Origin of the sequence: Streptomyces sp. DSM 41931 (genome assembly GCF_050271085.1) — a bacterium.
Classification (GTDB): domain Bacteria; phylum Actinomycetota; class Actinomycetes; order Streptomycetales; family Streptomycetaceae; genus Streptomyces; species Streptomyces albogriseolus.
Genome location: NZ_CP189903.1, coordinates 293,966 through 305,620 on the forward strand (window position 1 = coordinate 293,966; position 11,655 = coordinate 305,620).

The 11,655-nt window shown below is 70.6% G+C and carries 8 protein-coding genes and 2 pseudogenes; 5 read left to right on the plus strand and 5 right to left on the minus strand.

All coding sequences use genetic code 11. From position 1 onward, the window contains the following. The first annotated feature begins 91 nt into the window (after positions 1 to 91). Positions 92 to 2,440: a lantibiotic dehydratase gene (locus ACP7TJ_RS33135; protein WP_427767836.1), complete on the plus strand. Its 2,349-nt coding sequence runs from the start codon at positions 92 to 94 to the stop codon at positions 2,438 to 2,440. Here ACP7TJ_RS33135 and ACP7TJ_RS33140 read toward each other — a convergent pair. The 3 genes from ACP7TJ_RS33140 to ACP7TJ_RS33150 all read right to left on the minus strand — a co-directional run bounded on the left by ACP7TJ_RS33140 (position 2,429) and on the right by ACP7TJ_RS33150 (position 6,493). Further along, positions 2,429 to 3,154, minus strand: a complete 726-nt coding sequence (locus ACP7TJ_RS33140; protein ID WP_266404961.1) for a dienelactone hydrolase family protein — start codon at positions 3,152 to 3,154, stop codon at positions 2,429 to 2,431. The genes ACP7TJ_RS33135 and ACP7TJ_RS33140 overlap by 12 nt on opposite strands. Before the next feature lie 386 nt (positions 3,155 to 3,540). Continuing rightward, the gene (locus ACP7TJ_RS33145) at positions 3,541 to 4,287 is read right to left on the minus strand and encodes a vWA domain-containing protein (RefSeq protein ID WP_403163695.1); all 747 of its coding nucleotides are present in this window, start codon (positions 4,285 to 4,287) and stop codon (positions 3,541 to 3,543) included. 166 nt (positions 4,288 to 4,453) lie between these two features. Beyond that, entirely contained in the window at positions 4,454 to 6,493 is a 2,040-nt protein-coding gene (locus ACP7TJ_RS33150) for a TerD family protein (RefSeq protein WP_380863948.1), read from the minus strand. A 105-nt stretch (positions 6,494 to 6,598) separates the two neighbouring features. Between ACP7TJ_RS33150 and ACP7TJ_RS33155 the strand changes: the two are divergent. Continuing rightward, positions 6,599 to 6,820 (plus strand): annotated as a pseudogene (locus tag ACP7TJ_RS33155) (hypothetical protein); the annotation flags it as partial. A 21-nt stretch (positions 6,821 to 6,841) separates the two neighbouring features. Here the strand turns inward: ACP7TJ_RS33155 and ACP7TJ_RS33160 are convergent. Both ACP7TJ_RS33160 and ACP7TJ_RS33165 read right to left on the minus strand, forming a co-directional pair. Next, a pseudogene (locus ACP7TJ_RS33160) lies at positions 6,842 to 7,088 on the minus strand (IS630 family transposase); the annotation flags it as partial. A gap of 245 nt (positions 7,089 to 7,333) precedes the next feature. After that, positions 7,334 to 8,041, minus strand: a complete 708-nt coding sequence (locus ACP7TJ_RS33165) for a hypothetical protein (protein WP_401544795.1) — start codon at positions 8,039 to 8,041, stop codon at positions 7,334 to 7,336. Positions 8,042 to 8,345: 304 nt separating this feature from the next. On the opposite strand from ACP7TJ_RS33165, the gene ACP7TJ_RS33170 reads away from it, so the two are divergent. The 3 genes from ACP7TJ_RS33170 (at position 8,346) to ACP7TJ_RS33180 (ending at position 11,600) form a co-directional block, all read left to right on the plus strand. Further along, on the plus strand, positions 8,346 to 9,803 hold the full coding sequence (locus tag ACP7TJ_RS33170; protein WP_427767839.1) for an aldehyde dehydrogenase family protein: 1,458 nt from the start codon (positions 8,346 to 8,348) through the stop codon (positions 9,801 to 9,803). Positions 9,804 to 10,068: 265 nt separating this feature from the next. Then, on the plus strand, positions 10,069 to 10,362 hold the full coding sequence (locus ACP7TJ_RS33175) for a hypothetical protein (RefSeq protein ID WP_370162074.1): 294 nt from the start codon (positions 10,069 to 10,071) through the stop codon (positions 10,360 to 10,362). Further along, positions 10,359 to 11,600 (plus strand): low temperature requirement protein A, encoded by a 1,242-nt coding sequence (locus ACP7TJ_RS33180; protein ID WP_427767841.1) that lies wholly within the window; start codon positions 10,359 to 10,361, stop codon positions 11,598 to 11,600. Before ACP7TJ_RS33175 ends, ACP7TJ_RS33180 begins: the two co-directional genes overlap by 4 nt. Positions 11,601 to 11,655: the final 55 nt, after the last annotated feature.

Below are 11,655 nucleotides of genomic sequence, written 5' to 3' on the forward strand. Positions count from 1 at the left end.
ACAGACACCGACCGACACCTCAGGACCCACCGCACACGCCCCTCCACGACCACACCTCCCTCGTCCCGTAACGCGTCAAAGGAGTGCCGTCATGTCCGAAGACCTCGTGCCGTTCCTCGGCAGATGGCGCCTGTGGAACCAGTTCGCGCTGCGCGGGCCCGGGTTCCCGGCCGACGGCGTGCTCCGCCTCGCCCCGCCCGGACTCGCGGAGGCCGCCGACAAGTTCCTCGTGGACACGCCGTTGTCCGGCCCCGACTGGGAAGCCTTCGCCGCCGAACTGGGCACCGCCGCAGTGGAGACCGCGCACGTCCTCCAGGACATCGCCCGCACCCCGGCGTTCCGCGAGGCCCTGGCCTGGCAGAACCGCCCGCTGCTCGACTCCGGCATCGCGCCGTTCCTGCGCTGGGACCCCGACACCGACAAGCGCAGCAGCATGCCCCGCCAGCGCGAGGAGCTCGTCGCGCACTACTGGCAGCGGTTCTGCGTGAAGAACGACACCATCGGCTTCTTCGGCCCCGTCGGCTGGGGCCGCTGGGACCCCGCGGCATCCGGCGCACACGTCGACCCGGGTACCGGGCTGATCGCCGACTCCACCGTCTACTGGGCGAGCTGGGGCATCGACGCGGTGGCCAGGATGCTGGACGCGGACCCGGCGCTGCGCGAGTGGATCGCCCCGAGACCGGTCCCGTTCGTCGTGCTGAACGGGAACGAGGCACGCGTGCCCGGCCGCCGTCCGACCACGGTGTCCGACGCCGAGGCAGCGGTCCTCGCCCGCTGCGACGGAGTGCGTCCGGCCCGCGACATCGCCGCCGACCTCCCCGGCACCGACGTGGCCCGGACGCTGCACGACCTGGTCGCCCGCCGCTGGGTGACCTGGCGACTGGAGGTCCCGGCCGGCACCCACCCCGAACGCGCCCTGCGCGGCTGGCTGTCGACCGTCGGCGACCCGGACCTCAGGCGACGCGGCCTGGACGCCCTCGACCTCCTGGAGCGGGGCAGGGCGAAGGTGGCGGCGGCCACCGACGAGACCACCCTCCTCACCGCACTCCAGGACCTCGAACGCGACTTCACCGCACTCACCGACACGGCCGCGACCCGCGAGAAGTCGGCCTCCACCGCCCCCTGCCGCGCCCTCGTCTACAGCGACACCCGGCGCTCGGCCACGGCGCGCCTCGGCCCGGCCGTCGTGGAGGCACTGTCCCCGCTGCGCCTCCTGATGGACAGCGCGGGCTGGCTCACCGCCCGGCTTGCCGCCGTCGTGGAGACCGAGATCCACACGGTGCACCACCGCCTCGCCGCCGGCGGCGACCCGGTCGACCTGGCCTCCTTCTGGTTCGCGTGCCTGCCCGTGCTGCACGGCACCGCCCGTACGGCGGCGAGCGAGGTGCAGCGGGAGTTCGCCGAGCGCTGGCAGCGGATCCTCGCGGTCCCGGACGACGCGCGCAGGGTCACCCGGCGGGCCGTCGACATCGAGGAGTCCGTGCGGCGGGAGTTCGAGGGCGGCGGGGGCTGGACGGCGGCCCGCTATCTCAGCCCGGACATCATGATGGCCGCCGACGGCCCCGAGGCCGCCGCGCGCGGTGACCTCACCCTGGTCCTCGGCGAACTCCACCTGGCCGCCAACACCTTGGGCGCCTCACTCTTCACCCATCAACACCCGGACGTCGACGAGCTGTTCGCCCTGACCGACCAGGACCACCCCGGCCCCCGACTGATGCCGCTCATCCCCAAGGAGCACCGGGCCCGGCTCTCCGCCCGCGTCCGGCACACGCTGGTACGGCCGGAGGACTACCAGGTCGCCCTCACCGACTTCACGGCCGACCCGGCCCGCCCCCGCGCCGTCCGCAGCGCCGACGCCCTGGTCGAGGAACGGGACGGCGCCCTCGTGGTCCGGCTGCCCGACGGCGCGGTCTTCCCCGTGATCGACGTCTTCTCCCACGTCCTGACCACGCTGTCGATGGACCTCTTCCAGCCGCTGCGGCCGGCCGCCCACACACCCCGGGTCGCGGTCGACCGCCTGGTCATCGCCCGTGAGGCCTGGCAACTGCCCGCCGCGGAGGCCACGTTCGCCGACGACAAGGACGAGGCCCGGCGCTTCGTACGGGCCCGCCACTGGCGCACCCGCCTCGGCCTGCCCCGCTTCGTGTTCGTCGTCTCCCCGACGGAGTCCCGTCCGTTCTACGTCGACTTCGACAGCCCGGTCTACGTCACCATCCTGGCCAAGGCCCTGCGCCGACTCGCCCGCAAGGACCCGTCGGCCACGGCGACGTTCACGGAAATGCTCCCGACCCCGGAACAGACCTGGCTCACGGACGACGAGGGCCACCGCTACACCTCGGAGCTGAGGTTCGTCGCGTTCGACACGCAGGGGAGGGAGACGGAGGGGGCGGCCCTGGCTCGCGGTTCGGAAGCGTGGTGGGCGACGGCGTCACTCCGCTGAGGTCAGACATTCGCTGAGGAGGCCGACGACGTCGTGCCAGGCGCGCTGCGCGTGCCGTGGGTGGTGGCCGACGCCGGGGAGCGTGGTGTGGTCGACCGGCGGGTGGTGGAAGGCGTGCAGGGCGCCGCCGTAGACCACGAGGCGCCAGTCGACGCCCGCGGCCTGCATCTCGGCGGTGAACGCCTCCCGTTGCGCGGGCGGCATGATCGGGTCCTCCGATCCGACGCCTGCCCACACAGGGCAGCGAATGCGCGCCGCCTCGCCCGGCCGGCCTGTGATCAGTCCGTTGACCGTCCCGATCGCGCGCAGGTCGACGCCGGCGCGGCCGAGTTCCAGCGCGATCGCGCCGCCGGTGCCGTAGCCGACGGCGGCGATCCGGTCGGGGTCGGTCCGTGGTTCGGCGCGCAGCGTGTCGAGCGCCGCGTGGCCGATGTCCCGCATCCGGTCGGGATCGGCGAGCAGCGGCAGGCAGCGGGCCAGCATCTCCTCGGGGTCGTCCAGATAGCGCCCGCCGTGAAGGTCGAAGGCGAGCGCCACGTATCCCAGCTCGGCGAGCGCGTCGGCCCGGCGGCGCTCGACGTCACTGAGCCCCGTGCCCTCCGGCCCGAGCAGCACCGCGGGCCGGCGATCGGCACCGGCCGGGAGGGCGAGGTGCCCGAACATTGTCAGACCGTCGGCCAGGTACTCGACCGTGCGCGTGGTGATCGTCGTCATGAGACGGACGGTAGTGATCGTCGGGTCCGGTCGGGCCGCTGTTCTGCCGCTGGCAGAACGGCGCGGGTGTTCCTCCGGGACGCGCCGACGGCTCAGGGTTGAGTTGCCGGTGGATGACACTGGCCCCTGCCCTCAGCTTGTCCAAGGCCTTACTGATCGTTTCAGAAGGGGGCGGACGGTCAGTCGTCGTCGAGCCGCTGAAGGACCCGCGTGAAGTCACCACCATCGAGCGGCACCAGAAGTAGCGGCCATTCAGGGACTCGCCGGTTCGGGAATCCTTTTCCATGAGGCGCTCGACCTCAGCAAGAGTGAACACGGTTGCGCTCCAGCGTGATGGGCTCAACCGGTGTGACGTCCTGCCGCCGGTCGCGTGCCGGCATCGTGTCTCACCGCACGATGCCGGCGGTGCGGGCGGCGGCCAGCCAGTCGGGGAACTCCTGCAGCAACTGGTCGAAGAGGTGGTGGTCGGGGATGGTCTGCGGGGTGCGGCCGGCGTGGAAGAAGCCCGCGTTGTCGACGATGCGGCGGGCGGGGACGGCGAGCGTGTCCAGCTTGCGCAGGAAGGTGAATTCGTTGTCGTCGGGGTCGCCGAAGCCGATGAACTGCCAGAACAGGGGGAGGCGGGCGGCTTTGCACAGGTAGCGTTCGGCAGCCGGCCTGCTGGTGGGGCCGCCGTCGGTCTGGAAGATGACCAGGGCGGGGCAGTGGCTGCCGGATTCCACGTAGTGGTCGATGACCGCGTCCATGGCCCAGTGGTAGTTGGTGCGTCCCATGTGGCCGAGGTTCTCGTGCAGCTTGTTGATGCGTCCGCGGTGTCTGCCGAGACTCAGATCGGTGGTTCCGTCGACGTCGGTGGAGAAGAACACCACCGGAACGGTGTCGTCGTCATCGAGGTGGGCCGACAGTGACAGGACCTGTTCGGCCAAGTGCTGCATGGTGCCGTTCTGGTAGTAGGGCCGCATTGACCCGGAGCGGTCCAGCACGAGGTACACCGCAGCCCGCACGTCCTCCAGCCCGTGACGGCGCACGCTGGCGCCCGCCGTTTTGTACAGGCTGACCAGGTCGGGCGCCTTTTCCTGCACCTTGGTCAGGCTGATGGCCGCAGCGTGCTCGATGCCGTTCGTCGGGATCACTCCTTCTTGGCTGTCCCCCGCTTCTCACCAGGTGCCGGTGGCTGCCGCGTCGGCTGCGACCAGTGCGGTTCAGACTGTATGACCGGGCTGGGCCGGGTGCGGGCCCGTGCAGGGGGACCGCTGCGGGGCGGGCGCAAGCGGCGTTGCCGCCGCCTGCGCCCGGGTGTCACTCGGCTGCCGTGCGTTCCTTGGACGGTGTCCGGCGTGTTGTCGGGGTGTCCAGGTGAACGACGACGGTGGTGTAGAAGCGGTGCACGGCGTTGTCGACGCTGCGGATGAAGCCGGTCTCGGCGTTGCCGCGGCCGCTTCCCATGCTCTTGAGCAGGGACAGGCGGAAGCCGGTGATTCTGGCGTTGTCCTTGGGCAGCAGGTCCGCCGGTTCGGGGCGCAGACGCTCCAGGGTTCCGCGCGGGCCTGCGGCTTCGCCGTCGACGAGGGTCTCGACATGCAGGTCCGCCGGTGCCTCGGCCAGGCGCCGGACAAGTCGCTTGGCCCAGCTCAGGGGGTAGCCCTGTGCAGGGGCCGGGATGTCGATACCGGTGCGCAGCTTGCCGGTGCGCAGGTCGGCGCTGACGGTCAGGACGCCGGGCGTGCCGTCGATACGCAGCTCCGCCTGGAGCCGCCCGTCGAGGCAGAGCCGGTCGGCCAGGCGGTCTCGGCGCTCCTTGGGATCCGCTCCGCGCTTGGCGCGCTGCACGGGCAGGACCTTCTGCCCGAGTTCGCCGCCCAGTCTGAGGCAGACCTGGCGGATGAGCCGCTCCCAGTTCTCGACCACTTCCAGTGCCCGGGCGTCGCCCTGGCAGAGGGTTTCGTCGTCGATGCCGTTGCGCACGGGGACCCAGGCCGGCCCCATGTTCTGGAAGCCGTGGCAGCCGGAGTTCTCGTGCTGCAAGTAGTGCAGCAGTTCCTGCAAGAGCCAGGCGTGCGCGGCGTTGCCCACCCCCTCGTGCCTGATCAGCATCTGCGCCTGGTGGGCGACTTCCGCCCAGGACAGGTGCCAGAGGGCGACCTTGTGCTTGCGCCGCTTGTCGATCTTGACGTCGACGAGCGGACTGCCCTCCAGCGCCACGTCGTTCGTCAGCGTGATCACGGCCTCGTAACCGCGGCGCGCGGCGATGTCCATGTACGCCTGCACCTGGTCGGCCTTGAGCGCGTTGCCGTTGGTCTTCGTCTCGACCAGCGCGGTCCACAGCTTGCCTGCCCGCTCCACCCGGATCACCCCGTCCGGGCGCCGCGGACTGTCCCCGTGGGGCAGGGAGACCTCCGTGAACGTCTCCATACGGCCCGCCGGAGCCCCGAACCCCGCGGTGAGCCTCCTGCTGAACTCCGGCACCTGCGCCATCACCGACAGCAGCACCGAGGTGGCACGCATCTCCCGGTCCCGGTCGCTCTTGAGCACCGAGACAGGGAAAAGCCTGGCCGACTTCCAGGAGTCGTTCTCCGCAAGGGTCTTTTTGACCGTCCTGGGAAGGGTGACCTTCTTCTTCGCGGTGCGAGGACGGGCGGCCTGCTTCCGCGGCTCACCAGCCTCGCCCTCAGGAGGGCGAGGAGCGGGGATGGCCCCCAGCGCCGTCTGCCGGACCGGCGTCCCGGCCGGCGCCGGAGCCGCTGCATCCGCCTGCTCGTCGGCTTCCGCGCCGTCGAGCGCCGCTTCGGCTTCCGTAGCCGCGTCGTCCTCGATGTCGACCCCGAAGTCCGTCGCCAGCCCCGCAAGCCCGGTCTCGTAGCCCTGCCCGACGGCACGGAACTTCCATCCCTCGCCCCGCCGGTACAGCTCACCGAAGATGACCGCCGTCACCGAGTCGGCATCGTCGACGGCGAACCGCAGGAGGCTCGCACCGGCTGCGTCGGCCAGCGTGATCCGCACATCCTCCAACTCGCCGAAGCGGGCTTCGCCGTACCTGCTCGCAGCGACGACGATCCGGTCGATCCCGGACGGCACCGCGGTGAGATCGAAGCTGATCCGGTCCTCACTGCCGTCCGCCGTCGGTGTCTTGCCCAGAAGCTGCACACTTCCGTCAGCAGCCACCGGATGGTTGTAGAAGTAGAAGTCACCGTCGCTGCGCACCTTGCCGTTCGCGTCCAGCAGCAGGACCGACACATCCGCGTCGCCTTCGCCGGTAGGGCTGACCCAGCCCAGACTGACGATGACCGAACCGACACTGTCGCTCAGATCCGCCAGGGCCACATTCGCACCCTTGATCATTTCCTGCACAAAGCCCCCCAGCGGCACATCATGGGCATGCGGAAGATTCCGCCCCATTCATCCTTTGCGCGACACAAGATGACGAGCCGCGCGCAGATAACTGTAATGCGCACCGAGCCCGATCGTGGAGGTTCCGTGAAGCACGGCAACCAGTGCTCTGACCGCATAGGTCCGCCAGGTTGGCGGAGCCGGTGCCCGGGCCGGCTGGGCTCGGTGCGGGAACGATTCCAGTTCGCTGGCCTTCCAGGAGTGGTGGGGATCGCGGACGACGACTGGGCGGCGCTGGGAACGGCGGAGTTCCTGCGGTCCTGGGTCGGGCACCCCGCCTTCCGGCTGGTCAGGTTGCGGCGAGAGCGGGGCGTCCGCCCAGCGGATGCCCTTCTCACTTCGGATGTCAGTGCGTTCTCTGCCTTCGGCGGCCAGGACGCCGCGGTGGCGGACATTGGCGTTGCGCCGGCGCAGGTAGGCGTGCGGTGCCCGGGTCTGCACGAGGTGGTTCGGGTGCGGGAGTTGGCGATGGTGAACTGCCCAATGGTTCGAAGTACGCCTCGATCGGGTCCGCCCGAGAGGCGTAGGTCGGCGTGAAGTACAGCTGATCGACCTCAGCCCGGTCGGCGTGTTCGCCGCACCCTTCGTGGCACGGGGCAACGCACCGCGGAGCGGAGACCCGCGCAACTGCTCGGAGCCTCCCTCACGGCGCAGCCGAGTCCCCGAGCACCTGTCACAGTGAAGCGGAACGCCCGCCGGGCTGGTGGTCTGCTCAGGCGCCGCCCCGGAGGGGCGCCGCCGCTGAAGTCCGCCGTCGGGCACGTGCCCGCCGTCCCCTCCCTGCCTGGCCGCTCATTGCGGTCGCAGGGCCTGGCGCATCCAGCGGAGGCGGTCCAAGGAGCGGCGGCGCATCCACACAACCCAGAAGCACAACGCGACCATGCCGAGCGCGAAGAGAAGGGGAAAGACCAGCGACCCGCTGACGGCCCCCAGGACGAACATGCCGACCGCGATGAGGCCCATGGTGCCGAACCAGTACGGCAGCCACTTGCCCGCCCGCTCCATCTGGCCGAGCTGCTCGGCGACCAGCCGTCGTACGGCCGCCCGCTCATCGGGGTCCTGCGGCACCTCATGGTGGCGGATCTTCCGGTTCAGCTCGGCGAGTCCGCCCGCGTCGGTGCCCACGGCCCGGGCGGCCCGGTGGCGCTGTACGGCCAGGAACGCAACGGCGATCCCGGTGTAGAGGGCGCTATGGAGCACCCAGACAGCCGGGTGCTCGTCCCTGCGGATCAGGGCCGCAATGCCCAGTCCCAGCAGGAACACCAGGATTGCCTGCGCGGTCACACTGCGGTCGAGTAAGCGCTTGAGCGAAAGCACGGCGTAGGCCTCCTCGAAGAGGGAGTCGGGGACAGCGTGGTCGCCTTCCGGATACCCCCTCCTCCCCCCACCCATCTGACCAAGCGCCGGCTGTCGCACATCCCATCCAAGAGCGAGGGCCCGGCGTCCGGCCGCGTCGATGCCGATGGCGAACCGGCGCAGCACCTCGCGCCGTTCGGCCACGAGGTGCGCGGCGTGGCGGTCAGGCAGAGCCGGAAAGCCCCGGGATCCGCTGGTCGTCGTGGAACGCGGCCCACGGGCGACCAAGATCACCGACGGTTGGCGCGAAGGGGCGCGAGGTCGAAGCCGTCCAACCCCCGGCTGTGAGAGCTACCGGTCGGGTCCCAGCACTGCCCCGGTACTGACGTAAGCGAGCCGTCGGCCGGATGTCAGTCAGCTGACGGAGGCTGTCAACACAGCGGTCGAGCCACCCTCGTGGAGACATCGAATCCGCCCGGTACCCGGGCGGGACCACGAGGAGCGGACCATGAACACCATCGCGCAGCACTGGATCAATGGACAGTGGACCGGCTCCGGTTCGGTTCTGGAATCGATCAACCCGGCCGACGGCACCGTCGTCGGCTCGTTCTACGACGGTGGCGAGGCGGAGGCCTCGGCCGCCGTGGACGCCGCCGCCGTCGCGTTCGAGACCACGGAATGGGCGCGCACTCCCTCGCTCCGGGCGACCGCACTCGGCCGGCTGGCCGACGCCCTCGAGGCCCGGGTGCCCGAGGTCGCGGCCATGTTGTCCCGGGAGAACGGCAAGCTGCTGGGTGAGACCACGTGGGAGGTCAGCGGTGCCGTCGGGTGGCTGCGGTACGCGGCGGCGTCCGCGCGCACCCAGACCGCGGGGCGCGCCGCCGAGACGGCGCCCGGTCAGTACACCCACTCGGTGCCCGAGCCGCTCGGTGTCGCCGGGATCATCTCGCCCTGGAACTCGCCCGTCATGCTGACCGTGCGGGCGCTGGGCCCGGCGCTGGCCGCCGGCTGCACCGTCGTGGTCAAACTGCCGGCTCAGACGGCGCTGACCAATGAGCTTTTCGCGCAGGTCCTGGCCTCGGTCCCGGACATTCCGGCGGGCGTGGTCAGCGTGTTCACCGAGTCCGGCAACACCGGGGCCCCTTTCCTGGTCTCCTCGGACAAGGTCGACGTGATCAACTACACCGGCAGTACGCCGGTCGGGCGCCGTATCGCGGCCGCGGCCTCCACCACGCTCAAGCGGCTCGGTCTGGAACTGGGCGGCAAGGCGCCGATGGTGATCTTTCCCGACGCCGATCTGGACATGGTGATCCCGACCGTGGTGCAGTCGCTGGTGCTGATGAACGGGCAGTTCTGCTGCACCGGCTCCCGTGTTCTGGTTCACCGGGACATCGCCGACCAGGTGCGCACGCGGCTCACCAGCGCGCTCGCGCAGGTGCGGCTCGGCTCGGGCGACGACGAGAAGGCCCAGCTCGGCCCGGTGATCGACCGGGCGTCCGCCGAGCGGGTGGACGTGATCGTCGAGGAAGCCGCCTCGTACGGCACGGTGCTGCTGCGCGGCGGTGTGGTCACCGACGGCCCGCTGGCCGCCGGCGCGTTCTACCGGCCGAGCCTGATCGAGGTGGACCGCACCGACGTCCGGATCGTGCAGGAAGAGGTCTTCGGTCCTGTCCAGACGTTCGAGATCTTCGACGACGAGGACGACGCCGTGACCAAGGCGAACGCCACCGTCTACGGCCTGGCCGCCTCGGTGTTCAGCTCGGACTCGATGAAGGCCCGCCGGATCGCCCGGCGCATCCGCACCGGCACGGTGTGGATCAACACCTGGGGAGCCATCAGCGAGGACTTCGAGGAGGGCGGCGTCAAGGGAAGCGGTTACGGCTACCTGTGCGGCCCGCGAGCGATCGAGGAGTTCCAGGCCCTCAAGGTGTACGTGGAGCAGGACCACACCCAGTCCGCTCACTGACCGGATCACGACCTGGCCCGGCGCCCGCCTGGGCGCCGGGCCGTCCCCCTGCACGGGAAGGCCCTGCGCTGCTCACCGGCAACTGCTGCCGCTGTTGCGCGCGGGGCAGCCCCTCACGCAGCGCCGACACCGCCTCGGTCGCGCAGGAACCGATGGAATCGGAACGACACGCAGCATTTGAAGTGGAGTGGTCCCGTTCATGAACGAGAGAATCGTTTCCCCTGCCTACGGTGCCGACGATCCTGGACTGCCGAGCCCACCGGCGGTGACAGACATCCGGCACACGCACCGGGAGCAGAGCCGGAACGCGTTCGCGCACGCCGAACCCCCGCTCGACCCCACCGTTCCGGCCGCCGTCCGGCGTTGGAAGCTGTGGCTCCTCACCGTGTGCGGTATCTACCCCACCATCGTCCTGCTGGGCCTGGCCACGAACCCTGTTCTGGAGGATCTGTACCTGCCGGTGCGACTCGCCGTACTCGTCCCGGCGGCCGCAGCGGCGATGGTCTGGCAGATCAATCCCCGGCTGCAGCGGCATTTCGGGGCGTGGCTCACCAGATGACAAGCAGCCCGGCTCCGCCGCCGGTGCACTCCGCGGCGCCCGCACACCACAGACCACTGCGCAGACTCACCGCGCGAGGCCGCGACGAGACCCACCGCGGCGTCTCCTCACTGGAGCTCTTCTTCGACCTGTGCTTCATCGTGGCCACGGCCCAGGCAGGCGCCCAGTTGGTGCACGCCATGGTCGGGGGACACACGGGCGAGGGGATCCTCAACTACGTGATGATCTTCTTCGCCATCTGGTGGGCGTGGATGAACTTCACGTGGTTCGCCTCGGCCTACGACAACGACGACGTGCTGTACCGGATCGTCACGCTGGTCCAGATGGCCGGCGTGCTCGTCCTGACGGCAGGCGTCTCCCAGGCGTTCGAGGAACACGCGTACCTGGTCGTCGTCCTGGGCTATGTGATCATGCGGCTCGCGATGACGGCGCAGTGGCTCCGCGTGGCGCGGTCGAGCCAGGGCCCCGAGCGGACGATGGCGCTGCGGTACGCCATCGGGCTGTGCCAGATCGGCTGGCTGGGGCTCCTGGCGCTGCCGGAGGCCGGCCGCCCGTGGGTCTTCCTGGTGATGGCGCTGCTGGAGATGGCCGTACCGCTGTACGCGGAGCGGGCCCACCCCACGCCGTGGCACCCCCGCCACATCGCCGAACGGTACGGGCTGCTCACGCTCATCGTGCTCGGCGAGACCGTCGCGGCGGCCACCGTCGCCGTGCAGTCGGGGATCGACGAGCACGAGGCCCTGGGTGAGTTGCTGCCCATCGCCGCCGGCGGACTGCTGATCATTTTCGCCGCCTGGTGGGTGTACTTCGCGGTCCCCATCCACGGGCACCTCCGGTCCAACCGGCAGTCCTTCCTCTGGGGCTACGGCCATTACCTGATCTTCGTCTCGGGTGCCGCGATCGGGGCCGGCCTGGAGGTGGCGGTGGAGCAGGCGGTGGGCAAGACGCACCTTTCGGTGCTGTCGGCGTCGGCGGCGGTGACGCTGCCGACAGCGCTGTTCCTGCTCACGGTGTGGGCGCTGCACTCGCGCTTCTACAAGGTGGGGATCGCCCAGCAATCGGTGCTGCCGGCCACGGCGCTGCTGGTGGTCGTCTGTACGTTCCTGGGTCACTGGGCGGTGCTCGCGGCGGGGCTGGCGGCGGCGCTGGCGGTGGCAGCCGGGGTGACGCTGACGGCGCTCGGGGCGAGCCCGGAGCGCGGGAGGGGCGAGGAAGGCGTCGCGGTGCCCGTTCCGTGAGGGAACCCTCGCCGCCGCGGAAACCTGGCCGGCACGGCGTACGACGGCGCCCGTG